This window comes from Thalassotalea sp. G20_0 (genome assembly GCF_017744175.1).
In the GTDB taxonomy this organism is placed as follows: Bacteria; Pseudomonadota; Gammaproteobacteria; order Pseudomonadales; family Endozoicomonadaceae; genus Endozoicomonas.
Genome location: NZ_JAGHQV010000003.1, coordinates 13566 through 31260 on the forward strand (window position 1 = coordinate 13566; position 17695 = coordinate 31260).

Annotated in this window: 9 protein-coding genes; 5 read left to right on the forward strand and 4 right to left on the reverse strand. The window is 49.3% G+C overall.

Features of this window, described 5'->3' with window-relative positions; translation table 11 throughout:
• The first annotated feature begins 520 nt into the window (after window positions 1-520).
• The 3 genes from J7438_RS02170 to tldD all read left to right on the forward strand — a co-directional run bounded on the left by J7438_RS02170 (window position 521) and on the right by tldD (window position 7003).
• A complete protein-coding gene (locus tag J7438_RS02170) occupies window positions 521-5182 on the forward strand; it encodes a hypothetical protein (protein ID WP_209275265.1) in 4662 nt (1553 codons plus the stop codon).
• Between the two features lie 48 nt (window positions 5183-5230).
• A complete protein-coding gene (locus J7438_RS02175; RefSeq protein ID WP_209275266.1) occupies window positions 5231-5404 on the forward strand; it encodes a hypothetical protein in 174 nt (57 codons plus the stop codon).
• 159 nt (window positions 5405-5563) lie between these two features.
• A complete protein-coding gene (gene tldD / locus J7438_RS02180; protein WP_209202799.1) occupies window positions 5564-7003 on the forward strand; it encodes a metalloprotease TldD in 1440 nt (479 codons plus the stop codon).
• Between the two features lie 152 nt (window positions 7004-7155).
• Here the strand turns inward: tldD and J7438_RS02185 are convergent, their stop codons facing one another.
• The 4 genes from J7438_RS02185 to J7438_RS02200 all read right to left on the reverse strand — a co-directional run bounded on the left by J7438_RS02185 (window position 7156) and on the right by J7438_RS02200 (window position 11503).
• Entirely contained in the window at window positions 7156-8097 is a 942-nt protein-coding gene (locus J7438_RS02185) for a hypothetical protein (RefSeq protein WP_209275267.1), read from the reverse strand.
• A 79-nt stretch (window positions 8098-8176) separates the two neighbouring features.
• Window positions 8177-8839, reverse strand: a complete 663-nt coding sequence (locus J7438_RS02190; protein WP_209275268.1) for an NUDIX hydrolase — start codon at window positions 8837-8839, stop codon at window positions 8177-8179.
• A gap of 15 nt (window positions 8840-8854) precedes the next feature.
• A complete protein-coding gene (locus J7438_RS02195; RefSeq protein ID WP_209275269.1) occupies window positions 8855-9910 on the reverse strand; it encodes an AI-2E family transporter in 1056 nt (351 codons plus the stop codon).
• Window positions 9911-10009: 99 nt separating this feature from the next.
• Window positions 10010-11503, reverse strand: a complete 1494-nt coding sequence (locus J7438_RS02200; RefSeq protein WP_209275270.1) for a carboxypeptidase M32 — start codon at window positions 11501-11503, stop codon at window positions 10010-10012.
• A gap of 279 nt (window positions 11504-11782) precedes the next feature.
• Between J7438_RS02200 and J7438_RS02205 the strand changes: the two genes are divergently transcribed.
• Complete coding sequence (locus J7438_RS02205) at window positions 11783-14626, forward strand: hypothetical protein (RefSeq protein WP_209275271.1); 2844 nt, start codon at window positions 11783-11785, stop codon at window positions 14624-14626.
• 318 nt (window positions 14627-14944) lie between these two features.
• The gene (locus tag J7438_RS02210) at window positions 14945-17626 is read left to right on the forward strand and encodes a hypothetical protein (protein WP_209275272.1); all 2682 of its coding nucleotides are present in this window, start codon (window positions 14945-14947) and stop codon (window positions 17624-17626) included.
• Window positions 17627-17695 lie beyond the last annotated feature (69 nt).

A 17695-nucleotide genomic window follows, 5' to 3' on the forward strand; every position in this document is an offset into this window, starting at 1 on the left:
CGGGTTAGGTAGGAGGAAAACTATTTCCTGAAGTTGTTTTCGGGAGGCTTATAACTCAGAAGTCAACTTTTGAGTTTATAGTATTTGCGTTAGATAAATGTAAATTTCGCAGTGTACGTGTCGTGTTGCTTTATTTGCCCCGTTCTCACGCAAGGCGTGGAAATAGCAGAGTTCAAAGTTGAAAAAGCCGACGCGCAAAGTGATAACAATCGAAAAAAACAAATATATTTTTCACGGCAAAAGGAATTGATGACGGCTTTATATAGTCCAAAGCAATCTTACCAAAGCTGAAATAACGACAAAAAGCCATCTAGCCTCCTAGTGCAGGAAATCGCTAATACACGCACACCCCGTTCATCCTGAGTGGAGTCGAAGGATGGGAGCACCGCACTTCGACTCCGCTCAGGATGAACGGTATGGATATCAACGCTTGCCTGAACCAGCCGTATGCCTTTGTTTTTTACTCATACGACAATGGCACTCTCAATGTATAACCGAGACAACATCTATGGAGTAAATTGTGCAGCCATTTTCTTCAACTCATGCACCACTGACAGATGTAACCAGTAATCCCTACCTTGACGAACCAGCAAAAACCAATCCCACTGGTACATTAGGAAAGTTTGCAGTTGCTGTCCAGTCAGGTATTACCTCCTTCTTCAGCTCTCTCTCTCCCAATTATATTCCTGAGCATCAACGACAAACCAGCCAGCCAACTGCACCGGTTGTCAGTACGCTGCCTGCTGACAATAAAAACGACAAAACAAGCCTGGCGGATAATTTCGTTCAGGGGGTTGGGCTGGCCAGCAAGGCACTTTCCTGCTGGGTACCCAATGTGAGTGCAGTGACCGATGCGATAGGAACAATCTGTTCTTACGTTTCTCTGGCGAATAGCCTTGATAATATGGCCGTGTCGGGAAAGTCTGGAAAGTCAGGTAAGGAGCAAGCCAGCGGTTCAGAAAATGTGTCAAAACACCATTCGCAAAAGGTCACTGATAAAAAACAGGAAGATGAAAAGCCGGGCAAGCCGGTAACCGCTTCGGGCACAGCAAACCGTGTATCAGGTCCGGCCATGGCAACCGCCACCCTGATGGCGATGGATCGGCTGGCGGGGGCTGCGGCCCTGCCTGCTGAAGGCAGGCCCGGGGCCTGGAACAACCCAATACTCGTTGAGGATAGCGCAACGCTAAGCAAAATCGGGCGTAACGACAGCTATCCCATGGCCGCCTACTATCAACAGACCCGCAGTTTCAGCCATAACACCAGTGTTCCGGTTGGCAGTGACAGCAAGCCATTTAAGGGCCATTACGACGGTGGGTGTCACACCATAAGCGATCTGCAGGACTGTTTGTTCGGTGAACTCGGGTCCGGTGCCGACGTTAAGAACCTGCGTATTGCCAACGCCGCCATTGATCAACCCGGCAGGCAGCACTCTGCCGTATTGGCCTGTGAAATGTCCGGTGGCTCTGCGGTCAGTGATGTCCGGATTGAACATGGCACTGTTTCAACCAGTAAAGAGGGAAGAGCGGGGGAGCGGACCCGCACAGGGGGGATTACCGGGCTACTGGGTAAAGAGAGCGTTCTGAAAGACATTGAGATTGTTAACTGCTCAGTCACTTCTTCAGGGCGGAACACCCATACCGGAGCCGGAGGGGGATGGGTTGATGGTGACATTGAGCGCATGACCGTCAGAGACAGCCAGGTTTCCAGCGCAGGGCCCTCTTCTCCAGCTGCTATAGGTGGTGGCCTGGTCACTGGCCACATAAAACAACTCACCGTAATCAACAGTCAGGTCACAACGACGGGAACCAACGGGCATGCTGCCATTGGTGGTGGGCAGGTTGGCAGGGTGTTTCCCCCTGTTGCTGGCAAGGTCAGTGAACTTGTTGCCCTGAATAGCCATGTCAAAACAGAAAATACTCGCAGCGTTGCTGCTATTGGCGGTGGGCTTGTAGCTGGTCAGCAAAGTGAGATCAACGGCATAACGGCTATCGATTGTTCTGTTTCAGCCAGTCACGACTTTTCCTGGGTTGCGATTGGTGCAGGTTGGAACCTGGGGCAAGTTGCTGATACCACCGCAGTGAACAGTTCAGTCACCGGCCGTTTTGCAGATATTGGTAAGGCACTCGGTTCAGGCAACGTGAAGGGTACCGCATCCCTGAACAGTCGGGTTAACGGTGAACCGAAAAACCTCGGCAATGTTACTTTACCCGGTTTATGTCGTACGGCTGATGCACGTTTTGTGACCAGTGATTGCCAGCTGAACCCTGATTCACTCACCGAAGATCATTGGAATTGTTCAAGTACCTCCACGGCTACTTCGGACCCGGTTCCTCAGCCAACGACGTTACCCATCACGGAAACTGTGACAGCTAATCCAATGACACAACCAGCAACCGATGCACTGACAACGCCGACAACCATGCATAAAACAGCGCTGTCCCATACCACCACACCGCTTCCTGGCAGCAAACCATTGACCGGAACGCCGGCTGCGCCGGACAGTCTGATACTGGTCCCAGATAGCGAAACACTGGGCAAAATCGGTCAGCCAGGGTATCCCCTGAACGGTCACTACCTTCAGACAAAAAGTTTCAGCCATAACAGCGGTGTGGCTATTGGTAACGAGGGCACACCATTCACAGGGGATTATGATGGGGGTTGTCATACCATCAGCGATCCGGAGGGCTGTCCATTCGGCAAGCTTGGACGTGATGCCGTCGTGCATGACCTGCATGTAGCCAATGCAGCCATCAAAAACAGTGATTCACGGTCAGCGGCACTAGCCTGTGAAATGTCAGCACAATCGACGGTTCGCGATATCTTTATCGAGGATACCAGTATTATCAACGAGCGGGTCTCTGATCGTTCAGATCTTGCCTCCTATACTGGCGTCATCAGCGGATTTCAGCAAACAGACAGCCTGATTGTGGACGCTGATGTGAAAAACTGTTCGGTCACAACTACAGGCGACTATTCCCCGGTCGGCATTGGCAGTGGTAAGACCGAGGGACAGATGAAGCATATAAATGTCGCAGACAGTCAGGTCAATACCTCTGGCCTTCACTCAGATGCGGGTATTGGCGCTGGCATAATGGCTGGACTGATCAAGCACCTGGCAGTAACCGGTAGTCGGGTAGAAACCCTTGGTCACCACGCTAATGCCGGGATTGGAGGGGGCAAAATCGAAGGGGATATTGAGCATCTGACGGTTCTGTCGAGTAATGTCAACACTGATCAGTTCTCATCCGATGCCGGCATTGGCGGCGGCGAAGTGTTCGGTGATATCCGGGACATGACGGTGGTAAAGAGCCGGGTCACTACCTATGGTGCCTTGGCGCATGCCGCCATTGGTGGCGGGAAGGTTGGTGGCTTCGAAAGGCCGCTTGACGGAGGCAAGCTTGATGGTTCCGTCAATGATCTCGTTGCCTTGGACAGCCACGTGAGAACGGAAGGCCGCTTGGCCTTTGCCGGCATTGGTGGCGGGTTTGTGAATGGTGAGGTCGGGGGGGTCAGCGCCATTAACTGTTCTGTTTCAACGGCGGATAAGAATGCGGGTATTGGTGCCGGTTATGATGCCGGTAGTACAGCGGATATCCGATCATTGAACAGCCGGGTTAACGGTGAATTACAAAACCTTGGCTCTGTAGATTCATCCGAATTATGCCGTACCGCCGATTCCCGTTTTGTAACCGATGATTGTCAGCTAACGCCTGAATCACTCACTGAAGACCATTGGCATTGGAACTGTTCAGCAACATCGATTGCTGCTACACCTGCGTATTCACATGCTGTCCGGCAATATAGCCCGCAGATAGCGGCATCCTCTATCAATAATACCCCGATGGCTGATACAACCTCACAACAACCGGCAATGACATCACTCAATAAAACAACAATGGACAGCACAACCAGCCCGCTGTCCAGCCATACTATGACTACCCCGGCACCATTCAACAAAACGACAATGGACAGCATAACCAGTCCGCTTTCCAGCCATACTCTGACTAACTCGGCACCATTCAACAAAACGGCAATGGACAGCACAGCCAGCCCGCTGTCCAGCCATACTCTGACTACTCCGGCACCACTCGACAAAACGACAATGAACAGGACAACCAGCCCGCTGTCCAGCCATACTCTGACTACCCCGGCACCACTCGACAAAACGGCAATGGACAGCACAACCAGCAGTCCGCTATCCAGCCATACTCTGACTACCTCGGCACCATTCAACAAAACGACAATGGAAAGCACAGCCAGCCCGCTGTCCAGCCATACTCAGACTAACTCGGCACCATTCAACAAAACGGCAATGGACAGCACAACCAGCCCGCTGTCCAGCCATACTCAGACTAACTCGGCACCATTCAACAAAACGGCAATGGACAGTACAACCAGCCCGCTGTCCAGCCATACTCAGACTAACTCGGCACCATTCAACAAAACGGCAATGGACAGCACAACCAGCCCGCTGTCCAGCCATACTTTGACTAACTCGGCACCATTCAACAAAACGGCAATGGACAGTACAACCAGCCCGCTGTCCAGCCATACTCAGACTACCCCGGCACCATTCAATAAAACGACAATAGACAGCGCAGCCAACCCGCTGTCCAGCCATACTCAGACTACCCAGGCACCATTCAACAAAACGACAATGGACAGCGCAGCCAACCCGCTGTCCAGCCATACTCAGACTACCCCGGTACCACTGGGCAAAACGGCGATGGCCAACACAAGCACTCCGTTGTCCAGTCCTGCTCTGACCACCCCGGCATTGCTCAACGAAATGGTAATGTCCAATACAACCATTACAGGAAACACCATCTCAACGCCGTTACCGTCCATTAATGCCACGATCACAACCACAACACCATTGGCAACGGCGGCAATGACAACCACAGCACCAGTGACGGAAACCGTGGTGACGTTACCGGAAGCATCAATGACATTCTCCGGCATGCCCCCGGCAACGGCACTGCCCATAACGCCTGCACCATTGGCTGGAACCATCAGTACCGGGGTTGTCCTGGGTGTCAGCCTGGGTACCGCTGTCACGATCCTTGCGGGCATTGGTCTATGTGCTCTTTACCAACACTATCATCGTCGGGACGAGGCGCAGCAACCAGCGGATCCTGAAATACCTTTGGAACACTTAAATCAGCAGGCTAATAACTGATTGAGCCCATTTATGCAGGTGATGCTGCCCGTATGGGGTGAAATAATCTTGAACGAAACGGATCTTGGCGTGATAACCAATATCTACCTGAGTCTGTTCCAGGGCATGCTATTCTGGCCCTTGGTGGTTAAGGAAGAACCGGTGCCTGAAGGCAAAGCGCTGGAAGAAAAAGTTGAGATTGTGGTGTCAACGGTGTTGGGTGCCTGTGCTAGAGTATCATAGCCTCGGGTCCGGTGAATGCATCATGAGAAATTGTAAACTTCCCTTGAGTTAGTCCGTTCTCAGGGAGTAGGCTTGCAATAAGAATAAACCAGTGTGAAGCCACGCTGCTGACAAAACGTGCTGCTGACAAAAGCGGTAACAAAAGTGGTGACAAAATCTATGACCGATATTATTACAACAGCCCGCGACCAACTGCTGACTCCAGCCAATATCGGCGACAGTGAACTCAGCAGGATTCTGGATAACATTCTGGGTCACAATGTGGATGCCGCTGACCTCTATTTTCAATCCATGCGCCATGAGTCCTGGGTGCTGGAAGATGGCATCGTTAAGGAAGGCAGTTTCAATGTCGACAGCGGGGTCGGTGTTCGCGCCATGAGTGGCGAGAAGACCGGTTTTGCCTACTCCAATGAAATTATTCTCCCGGCACTGGAACAGGCTGCCGGTGCCGCCCGAAGTATTGCCCGGGTCGGTCAGCAGCAGCAGGTTCAGGCATGGCAGCGCAGCCAGCCACTGTCGCTCTACGGAACCGCCAACCCTCTGGATTCTTTAACCAGTGAAGATAAAGTTGATCTGCTGAAAAAGCTGGACCAGGAAGCCCGCAAGGCCGACCCCAGTGTCAAGCAGGTGACAGTGAGTCTGGCCGGTGTCCATGAGGTGGTGCTGGTAGCCGCCTCCGATGGCACGCTGGCGGCGGATATTCGCCCGCTGGTTCGTTTGAATGTCAGTGTTATTGCTGAAAAAGAGGGGCGTATTGAGCGTGGATCTGCCGGTGGCGGCGGTCGGGGTGACTACCTTCAGTTCCTGCTCAACGACACTGGTCTTGAGTATGCCCGCAAAGCCGTGCGTCAGGCGATGACCAACCTTGAAGCAGTAGCCGCTCCGGCAGGCTCCATGCCGGTGGTATTAAGCGCTGGCTGGTCCGGTGTGCTGCTGCACGAAGCGGTAGGTCATGGACTGGAAGGTGACTTTAACCGCAAGGGTTCGTCTGCCTATGCTGGCCGGATTGGCGAACGGGTAGCTTCTCCACACTGTACCATTGTTGATGACGGTACGTTGGGCGGTCGTCGTGGTTCCATGAATATGGACGATGAGGGAGTCCCCACAGAAAGCACCGTCCTGATTGAAAATGGCATTCTCAAAGGCTATATGCAGGATAAGCTGAACGCTCGTTTAATGGGTGTTGCACCCACCGGTAACGGACGTCGTGAGTCGTATTCTCACCTGCCCATGCCAAGGATGACCAATACCTATATGCTGGCTGGCAAGCATGATCCTGAAGAGATTATCAGTACCGTTAAAAAAGGCATCTATGTGGAAAACATGGGTGGTGGTCAGGTAGATATTACTTCCGGTAAGTTTGTCTTCTCCACCAGTGAAGCCTGGTTGATCGAAAATGGTAAGAAAACTGTGCCCGTCAAAGGAGCAACCCTGATTGGCAATGGCCCTGATGTGATGAACAAGGTGTCCATGGTCGGCAATGACCTGGAGCTGGACCCGGGTGTGGGTGTCTGTGGCAAGGATGGTCAGTCCGTTCCGGTGGGTGTTGGTCAGCCTACATTGAAGATTGATGAAATTACCGTGGGTGGTACGGCTTAAAAGGGGGCTCCGTGCAGGTCGTTTCCTGAAGGAACCGTCATGCACGGGATATCGGGGGTTTATGGCGGTTAGGTCACGATTCGGCTTTTTGCCCTGTAGGTGCGCATCCGAACCGATCTGCATCAAGACTTTTCTCCGGGGGTTGCGACACCCTAAGATGGTGGCAGCGAGGGGAAATCGTTGCCGGTCGGGTTATCCTTGCTTCGGAAAAAAATGGCACCATCAATAATGGCGGTGTTAATGCCCCGTTGATCAATGGGCAGTTTGAATGACCGGTCCAGACAGAGAACGTTTTTTGTACTGCGTCTTCTGCTCCTGTCGATAAGCAGACCTTCATCAAGGCTGACAACGCTGTGATTTTTTTCCTGGCAGGCCGCAGTGTGTGCTCTTCCTGCAGGGTCATGAATGGCCATTTCACCGTTGCCATTACATCCCGCCAGTGTCACCCAATGGCCCGAGATTCGTGTGTATTCACCGGTGCTCTCATCGTAAACGTAAAAACCGATGTTCAGCCAGGCTCCGTCTGATATCCGGATATTGTCGATGATTTGCTGTTGATTCGGTGGTTGCCTGGATTGTATATGGTCAAATGATGATTTGTCAGAAGCGTACTCAGCCCGCCAGCCATAGTAGCGGATGACCGGTGTCTGCTGATGATGTTTTTCCATAAAGGCACGCACACCTGCCATCAGTTCAATAGCACCAGTGCCGTATTCAATCTTGTCATTCATACCAAACGCTTCAGCCAGACTGATGACCAGGGCATGCTGGTCTTCAGGTTTGATAATTCCCAGTAATGGCACCAAGGTATTGGCAACAGCGGCAGGGCCACAGATATGATTGAAATGGAAGTTTTTCCCGTCAGTGTTGATGTCATTTTGACAGAGATTGGCAGGCAGGCTGGAAAAATTTACCGTGGTTGTGGCTGATCTCTGGGTAATGGGGGTTTCAGGAAATGTGGTTTTGTCAGTTTTACTGTCGGTGATGTTATTGCTTTTACAATCAACCACGCCTGAACTTTTGTTTTCCGGGCCTGATCCCGGATTTATGTACAATCCATTAGTGACCTTTAAACCATTCATCAAACTATTCATTTACAAACTCCCTTTGGTTTTCGGAATTCCTTTTATTTCAATTGTCTGTCTTTAGACCCGGCAATCACTAAATGGTTCCCTAGTCAAAAACGGTGGGCAATTCGTGGTTGTTTTTGTGTTCAAATAATAACCGGATATCTTCCGGCAAGGTTCTTCCCCCGGAAAGCTCCGGCAGATCGTCAATATCAAAAAAGCCGATATCAGAAATTTCAATATTCTCTTTTGGGGCTCCACCGGTCAGCTCGCAGAGAAAAATCAGTTTGTAGATATGATAGGGGCTTCGTGGGCAGTAGGGGTGTCTCTGGGTATCCCGAACAGCCACCAGCTTTAATACCCTGGCGGTATAGCCGGACTCTTCCACAATTTCCCGCTCGACCCCATAAGCGGGAGGTTCACACACATCGCCCCAGCCGCCGGGCAGAGCCCAGCGCCCATCAGATCGCTCTTTGACCAGCAGTATTTTATTATCGAGGAATACGCCACCACGGAGGTCAATCTTCGGGGTGGCGTAACCATGATCCGGCAGAAAGTAGTCGTTCACTTTTGCCTTGGGCGCTCCGGTCAGCAGTGCGGTCATATCATGGGCAATAGCCTGTAATTGCTGATATCGCTCAAGGTCAAACTCACCTCTGGAGAAGGTGAGTCCATTCTGGGCAATGGCCCGGATCTTTTCTGCCCAGTCGATCCATGGATTTTTATCCGGGGCATTCTTTTTCAGATCAACGTCAGGTTTATCAACCATCACCGGCTCCCTTGATTAGCAGTTCTTCTGTTCGTGTTGCTCTGCACTGTCATCAGGTCCTAACAGAATAGCCATGTTCCGCCACTGTCTGGAAGATTCCATCATGATTTTAATAAACATGGTCAGTGGGACGGAGAGAATCATCCCTACAGGCCCTAACAGCCAGCCCCAGAAGATCAACGACAGAAAGACGACCAGGGGCGACAATCCCAGCCCTTGTCCCATAACGTTAGGCTCAATGATATTACCGATAAACACGTTTATCGCCAGGTAGCCCGCCAGAACCAGCATGGCATCGCCATAGCCAAATTGCAGCAGTGTCAGCAGAATACCGGGAATAGCTGCCACGATGGAGCCGACATTAGGGATAAAGTTAAACAGAAAAGCGACCAGCCCCCAGAGCACATAAAAGTTCACCCCTTTCGCCCAGAGCATGGTGCCAACCAACAGGCCAGTGATCATACTGATCAGCGTTTTCAGGGCCACATAACGGTTAAATGAGTGGAGAAAGCGGCGCATGCTCTGTAATTCATGGTCCGGGGATGACAGTGCTATGCGCAGCTTACCCGGCAGCAGCGGGGCTTCCAGCAGCATGAAGATGGTGGCGATTAAAATCAGCAGGGCAAAACTCATGGTACTGCCGAGTTTGCCAAGCATATTGGTCAGCAGACTGACCAGCGCCGATGGGTCAAAGGAGTCCATAAAGGTTTTCAGGTCAACACGGATATTTTTCTGTGCCAGGAAGGCCTGAGTCCTGTTAAACGACTCAGTCAGCTGTTCACGATACCCGGGCAGTGCGGCGGTAAACTCCTGAACCGTGCTGGCAACATTACCCAGGAATAACAGGGCGAAGATGACAAAGGCTGTTAAGGTGAACAGGATTCCGACGATTCGGGGGACCCTGAACCGCGCCAGCAAATCAACCACAGGATTGGCCAGCAAGGCAAGCAGGGCAGAAAGCAGCAGGGGAATAACCAGTGTGCTGCCCAGTTTGATGCCCGTTATGATAATGATCAGTGCTGCCAGCCCCTGAAATATATGACGGACATGTGTCGTTTTGATGCCCCGCATCAGATATAACCTCAATGATAATAATGGAGAGATTCAGTGGATTTCATCATAGTTAACCCGGGCGTGCTATTGATGAAAATGCTATTTATTAAGGAACTGTCAGCCAAGATATCTTTCTTTCAGGTGTTGTTGGAAATAACTGGCCGTTAATGGCTCCCCGGTCGCCCTGGTCATCAGTTCTGCCGTGGAATACTTTCGTCCCTGTGACCAGATGTTGTGTTTCAGCCAGTCAAAAATCGGTGAAAGGTTGCCCTGTTGAATCAGCTCTGCACTATCCGGCATGGCTTTTTTCCGGGCGGCAAACAGCTGGGCTGCGACCATGGCACCAAGGGTATAGCTCGGGAAATAGCCGAACGACCCCATGGGCCAGTGAATATCCTGCATGCAGCCATTCTTGTGATCACCGGCTACATCCAGGCCCAGGTAATCCTGCATTTTCTGCTGCCAGAGTTCGGGGATATCATCCACCTCGATGTTCCCTTCAATCAGGTCTCGCTCGATTTCATAGCGCAGGATAATATGGGCCGGGTAGGTGATCTCATCGGCATCAACCCGGATAAAGCCCGGACGAACCCGTTTGTATATTTTTTCCAGATTATCCAGTGTCATAGCGGGCTGTGACGTGCCAGCGCAGAGGTGTTTGACGATCAATGGCTGGATCAGTGACAGGAATTCGCTGCTGCGGCCCAGTTGCATTTCAAAGAACAGGCTCTGTCCTTCATGGATTCCCATGGAACGGGGGAAGGCAATGGGGAGTTCACGGTTCTGTTCTGGCAGATTTTGCTGGTAGCGGGCATGGCCGGTTTCATGGATGATGCCCATCAGTGCTTCCACAAAGTTATCTTCTTTGTAGCGGGTAGTCATCCGGACATCTTCGCTGACACCACCACAAAATGGGTGAGTACTTACGTCCAGTCGGCCATGGTCAAAATCAAAGCCGAGCAGTTTCATCACCTCCAGTCCCAGTGCCTTTTGCCTGTCGATTGGGAAGGGTCCTTCAGGCTGAATGATGTTCACCGAAGACTGGCGATCCAGGGCATCCTGAATATAGCCAGGCAGCCAGGTTTTCAGGTCACCAAACAGCTGGTCAAGCTCCCGGGTATTGACGCCGGGTTCATAAAGCTCCAACAGGGCGTTGTAAGGGGAAACATGGCTTTTTTCTGCCCGAACAGCAGCTTCCTGGCGGGAAAGGTTAACCACCTCTTTCAGATTCCTGGCAAAACCCGGCCAGTCATTTGCAGGCCGCTGGCTGCGCCAGGCATGTTCACAGTTTGTGGATGCAATGGTTTTGGCTTTCACCAGATCATCAGGAATGGCACTGGCCTGTTGCCATTCAACCGCCATCTCTGCAATGGATCGGATGGTGTCTGGATTGGTTTCCTGAGCCTGTGCTTCCTGCAGCCAGGATGCCACTTCAGGTGCCGTCAGCAGCTGATGCAGAAGGGTGTTCAATTCCGCCAGCGCTGCACCACGGGCCTGATTGCCGCCGACAGGCATCATGGCGGCCTGGTCCCAGCCAGCGATAGCTCCCAGATGGGAAAGGTGATACATCTGCTGGAATCGGCTCACCAGATTCTCATAAGCAGTGGTCATCGTTGAACTCCATAAACGTTATTATGAGGTCCATTGTATGACGTGATAGTTCACAGGGACAGGCTGCTTTCCCCTATTGATAAAAAAGCCGATAAAAAAAGCCGGTAAAAAAGGGCTCCACCGGGAGGTTAATTAAGTCCTTATTTTTTCTCAGTGATTTGAGGCGTATATAACTGCTCGTTTTTGATCTGGCCCGGGCCAGGTTGCATAGATAGGGAACAAAAAAGGCTTTTCGTTGTCAAAGTTAAGAAATATTCGCGATTATAAAAGGTAATGGTTATGGAAAGTATAAAGCCTTCTGCTGTCAGTGCACCTGATGTGGTAAGGGATGAAAATCAATTACCGGCAGCAGCCATAACCAATAATGCCAGCAAGACCATTGACTCCGTCGGTCCGAATGTTAGTAAAAGCAGCAAAAAAACACCCACGGAATACCCTGCTGCAAAAATGCCTGACAAAAGCCTGGCTAAGAGAAAGGTTGTCCGTCATGAAGAATCATCCAAAGTAAAAAGTTTTGATGAATTATTTTCTTTTTGCATCAAGACTTTCAGAGATATGAAGTTTTCCTATGATTTAGGTGGCTTTACGCCTAAGTCAATGAAAGATCTCGAGATTATGGAGCGTTTTCGAGAGGATGTTGCTCTTTTTGAGGAGATGGTAACTAATGAAAGAGAGAAGGTGGGTAGAAAATCAGGTGGCCGAACAAGTGCAAGAAAAAAATATGAAAAATATGAATTGCTTAGAGATCAGTTGTTTCGTTTGAAAGAAGAATACTTCGCTCTGTGCCACAAACGCTTCAGTCCTGTATCTAAAGTGGTGTTAGATTTACACTATGTGTCATCATTGCGTTATAGTGATGAGCCAGACGTAAACCAAATAGCACATCTCGCAAAAAAGTATGGACAAACCATCAGTATTAGCGAGCAGTTACTGTCGAATGTTCTCAATGGTGATCGTTTGTCACAGCACTGGCAGGTCTTCATGTCACAATCCATGGAGTTTCTGAATGTCTGTGACGGTATGGCCACTTTGAATGGCAAGATCCCGATCAAGCCTGATGGTCTGCTTGGCAAGGATGCGTATAAGCATAAACGGTATATTGCCCTGATATCCCAAATCAGTGACACAGTCGGTTTGTCTCTGATAAAAACCCTGGATGATGCTGTCAATCACTATCCACATTTGAAAGAAAAAGCAGACCTGAATCGTGGATTAGGTTCTGACGTTAAAGGATTCAGCAATTGGTTAAATTCAGCGTCGAACAAAGAACAGCCGTTCCAGTGCTATAAAATTACCTCGGTGATACAAATGATCAGTGCTTCACTGTGTATTGGCGAATATGACACAGCAAAGACGCTGTTAAGCAAGTTTATCAATCTGATTGATGGCAAATATGATGGCAAAAATGCTGACCTGGACGATATCGAATTGTTGTTTTATCTTGCTTCGAAGGCGTTAGCGTGCCTGGTTTGCATCAACTTGTCAGACATTGACAATAATGATCTTAAAAGTATCGAAGCAAGCAAAAAGTTGTTTAAAGACGTGACGCAAAAGGTTAAGCAGACGTTTTCCCTGTCTGAAGCTGAGTGCGCAAATCTTGATGAGTGTTTTCAAAGATTCATAGAAGCTCCCTACAGAGATGTTTTACTGATGCACGCCTTGAAGGCAGAAGAATCTGCCAGGCAATTAAACCTTCTGATCAGTGAAGAAGAATCAGAGAAAACCAGGAAAAAACAGGAGATCAGGGGGAAGCTTAAACGAAAAATGACCAGGGGCTATGGTTACCGGAAACCGGTGGAGCCAACAGCACCTGTACCCGCTGCTCAGTCGACACCCCGGCAAGATTCACAAACCCCACCACGGGAAACACCTTTGCCACAGGGGGTGCAGGATGCGGTAAAGGCGTTTATTGCTGGTCGACCAATGGCTGAGGTCATGGCAATGATTCAATCAGTGGTTGATGATCCCGAGAGTACGCCAGTGGTTAAGGCTGAGTCTTATTTCGCTCTTGCTGATATGCTTGACAGAAAAATAAATAAAGAATTCAACCGGTTTATTTCTCATACGTCCTTCATTTATTCCTATGCGCAGTTAATTCGAGCAGGTGTTATGCCATCGTATGATTTGGGTGTGGAATTCAAAAAGGCCATCCAGGACGTTACTGATATAACGAAGATTTGTGGTTGGCTTGACAGTGTCAATGATGTGCTGAGCACCTTGTCGGAATTAATTCTTCGTACTGATGGGCTGGACAAGGAATTTCTGGATGAGCTGGCATCTTTGCATGAGCGTGTCAGGGCAGAGGTAGGGCTGGTTAGTGAGATTGAAGCCACTTTTGCAGAGATAAAACTCATCTGGAGAGACCGGTTCCAGTTTTTGAAAAGAAACAACAAGTTGCCAAAAGGTCGAAGAAAACCTGTACAAGATCGGCAAGGTCAATCGCAAATGGCCGCCTTCGATCTGTCAACATTGCAAGAGGTCTGGGGTAAACTGAAAAGTCAGGTAGCCCCGTTGAGAATGACACTGGAAAAAACCGGGGAGGAAATAGACAGGCATCTTATGTCCAGACCGGCAGCCTGTGAGCAATGGGAGGCTGGCGGTGACGATGATTCCTCACTTGCAGCCAATGATGATTCCTCACTTGCTGCCAATGATGCTTCCTCACTTGCTGCCAATGATGATTCCTCACTTGCTGCCAATGATGATTCCTCACTTGCTGCCAATGATGCTTCCTCACTTGCAGCCAATGATGATTCCTCACTTGCTGCCAATGATGATTCCTCACTCACTACCAATGATGAACCGGAGGTGCCTTCTGCGCTTGTCAGGCAGCAGGTTCAGCGGGCGCAATTAGCAGGCAGTTGTTACGGGCCTGAATACTGGTCAAAATTTACCCCTGAGGACTGGTTACCAGGCAGTGAGTTGCCCGACAGACATCCACTGACACTGATCGCCGAGGCATTGCACAGACCTCTGTCGGTCAGGGCTGGTGGGCAGCAATGGTTAATTAGTGAAGATGGCACAGCAACCATCAAGCCCGGAGCCATTCCGAAAAATTCGCTGAACCTGACGGTTGATGAACTGGCCGATCCACTGACGCCTTATAACAGCCGTGCTTTATAAATAATACTTTTCTTGAGGATCCATACTTGTGAGCAAGATTGATAGGACTCATGCCTGCATGCCAGTCCTGTATTGCTTTAAATCGAATTTTTTCTCTATGGGAATCTGAAACCGACGGCCGTCAAGATTCTTCATTACTGCCTCATCTGAGAAAGGCGGTGGTAATTAAATGCGACATTTGTTGTATGTAACAGGTATAAAACAATATTCGTGATAGTTCACAGGGACAGGTCAGCCTGCACAATCAGGGAACAAAAGAGGTTTTACGTTGTCCTTATTAAGAAATTTTCCCGGTTATAAACTATACGGGTAGCAGTTATGGACTATGTACAGCGTTCTGTTGTGAGTGCACCTGGTGGTGAACATCAATTACCGGGGGGAGCTATAGCTGATAATGTCAGCAATAAGATTGACTCCGGCGGTTCTTTGGCTGAGATGCCCGGGGTTTTGAATGTAAGCCAAAATACTCCGTTGAAAATACCCGCCGAAGAAGTGCCTGAGAAAAGCTTGACTAAAAGAAAGGTTAAGCACCATGAAGAATTATCCTGTTCCAAAAGTTGCGATGAATTAATGACTTTTTTCAAGGCACATCTCCAAAATCTGGAGTTTTCCTATGACCTTATGGGCTTTACAGCAAAGTCAACTAAAGGCCTCAGGCTTATGGAGTGTTATCGAAAGAAAGTTGATCAGTTCAAAAAAATGGTGACTGAAGAAAGACTCAAGCTGCCTAAAATCCCGAGTAACCTGAGAAAAGACGCAAGAATAAATTGTGAAGAACTTAAATATCAACTCTTTGATTTGCAATTTGAGTACATGAATTTGTGCTTTAAACGCTACCTGGCGGTAATCAGGATAGTGTTTGTGTTGCAGTCGGTATCTGCAAAATATCAAAGCGATGAGCCAGTCGCATACCAAATGGCGATGTTCGCAAAGAAATATGGCAATTGCTTAAGTGATCTTGGCCAGGAGTCATACTTGAACTCCGTCAGTGATCTTGGCCAGGAGTCATACCTGAACTCCGTCAGTGATGATCGTCTGGCACAGCACTGGCATGTCTTCATATCACAATCCATGGAACTTCTGAATGTCTGTGCCGAGCTGGCCAGTTTGCATGAACAGCTCCTGGGCAAGCATGAGAACTGTGATGTGCACATGAAATCAGTTTCCAATAGTCATAACGTTGTTGCTTTGTCTCTGATCAAAATCCTTGATGATGCTGTCAGTCACTACGCACAGCTGAATGACAAAGATGGCCTGAATCGTGGATTAGGTTCTGATGTTAAAGGGTTGAGCAGTTGGTTAAAGACCGTGTCGAACAAATCAGACCTGTTTAAGTGCTATAAAATTTTTGAAGTAATACAAATGATTAGCGCTTCACTGTGTATTGGCGAATTTGTTGCAGCGGGCAAGCTGTTAAGGGAGTTCATCAAACTGATTGATGGCAAAATTGATGGCATAACTGCTGAATTAGACGATATCGAATGGTTGTTTTATCTTGCATCGAAGGCGTTAGCCTGCCTGGTTTGCATCAAGTCAGACCTTGGCAATAATGAATTTAAGAATATCGAAACTATCAAGAAGTTGTTAAAAGATGTGATGGAAAAGGCTAAGCAGATGTTTTCCCTGTCTGAAGCTGAGTGCTCAGAGCTCAATGACTGTTTTCAACGATTCGTAGAAGGGCCCAGCAGAGACGTTTTATTGATTCATGCCCTTAGGGAGGGAGAATCTGTCAAGCAAATAAATCGCCTGGTCAGTGAAGAAGAGCGTGAGAACACCAGGAAAAAACGGGAGATCAGCGGGAAGCTGAAACAAAAAATGGCCAGGGGCTATGGTTTTCGGAAACCGGCGCAGCCAAAAGCGCCAGAACTCGCTGCCCAATCGATAGCCCGGCAAGATTCACAAGTCCCGAAGGAAGCACCTTTGCCACAGGGGGTGCAGGATGCAGTAAAGGCGTTTATTGCTGATCGACCAATGGCTGAGGTCATGGCAATGATTCAATCAGTGATTGATGATCCCGAGAGTACGGCAGTGGTTAAGGTTGAGTCTTATTTCGCTCTTGCTGATATGCTTGACAGGAAAATAAATAAAGAATTCAACCGGGTTATCTCTCATACGTCCTTCATTTATTACTATGCGCAGTTAATTCGAGCAGGTGTAATGCCATCGCATGATTTGGGTGTGGAATTCAAAAAGGCCATTCAGGACGTTACTGATATAACGAAGATTTGTGGTTGGCTTGATAGTGTCAATGATGCGCTGAGCACCTTGTCGGGATTAATTCTTCGTACTGATGGGCTGGACAATGAATTTCTGGATGAGCTGGCATCTTTGCATGAGCGTATCAGGGCAGAGGTAGCGCTGGTTAGTCAGATTGAAGCCACCTTTGATGAGATAGAACGTATCTGGAACGACCGGTTGCAGTTTTTGAAAAGAAACCACAAGTTGTCAAAAAGTCGAAGAAAACCTGCACATGGTCAACAGGATCAACCGCAAATAGCCCCCTTCGATCTGTCAAAATTGCAAGAGGCCTGGGGTAAGCTGACAAGGCTGGTAACCCCGTTGAGAATGACACTGGAAAAAACCGGGGAAGATATAGACAGGCATCTTATGTCCAGACCGACAGTCTGTGAGTACAGGGGGGCGAGCGGTGATGATTCCTCAGTTGCTGCCAATGATGATCAAGAGGTGCCGTCTGCGCTTTTCAGGCAGGAGGTTCAACGTGCGCAATTAGAAGGACGTTGCTACGGGCCTGAATACTGGTCAAGCTTTACCATAGAGGACTGGTTACCAGCCAATGAGCTGCCCGAAAACCATCCACTGACACTGATCGCCGATGCTCTGCACAGGCCGCTGTCGGTCAGGGCTGGTGGGCAGCAATGGTTAATTAGCGAAGATGGCACAGCAACCATCAAGCCCGCAGCCGTTCCGAAAAATTCGCTGAACCTGACGGTTGGTGAGCTGGCCGATCCTCTGATGCCTCATAACAGTCGTGCTTTGTAAATACCGTTATTCGTCTTAAGCGGAGTCGAAAGGCGCAAACGCCATCCCCTGAATACTGTGCCAATCACC

Bases quoted from the DNA above. Each gene is read 5' to 3' on its own strand.
- J7438_RS02195 (WP_209275269.1), bottom strand. From the start codon at position 9,910: ATGCGGGGCATCAAAACGACACATGTCCGTCATATATTTCAGGGGCTG.
- J7438_RS02200 (WP_209275270.1), bottom strand. From the start codon at position 11,503: ATGACCACTGCTTATGAGAATCTGGTGAGCCGATTCCAGCAGATGTAT.
- J7438_RS02210 (WP_209275272.1), top strand. From the start codon at position 14,945: ATGGACTATGTACAGCGTTCTGTTGTGAGTGCACCTGGTGGTGAACAT.
- J7438_RS02190 (WP_209275268.1), bottom strand. From the start codon at position 8,839: ATGGTTGATAAACCTGACGTTGATCTGAAAAAGAATGCCCCGGATAAA.
- J7438_RS02205 (WP_209275271.1), top strand. From the start codon at position 11,783: ATGGAAAGTATAAAGCCTTCTGCTGTCAGTGCACCTGATGTGGTAAGG.
- J7438_RS02185 (WP_209275267.1), bottom strand. From the start codon at position 8,097: ATGAATAGTTTGATGAATGGTTTAAAGGTCACTAATGGATTGTACATA.
- tldD (WP_209202799.1), top strand. From the start codon at position 5,564: ATGACCGATATTATTACAACAGCCCGCGACCAACTGCTGACTCCAGCC.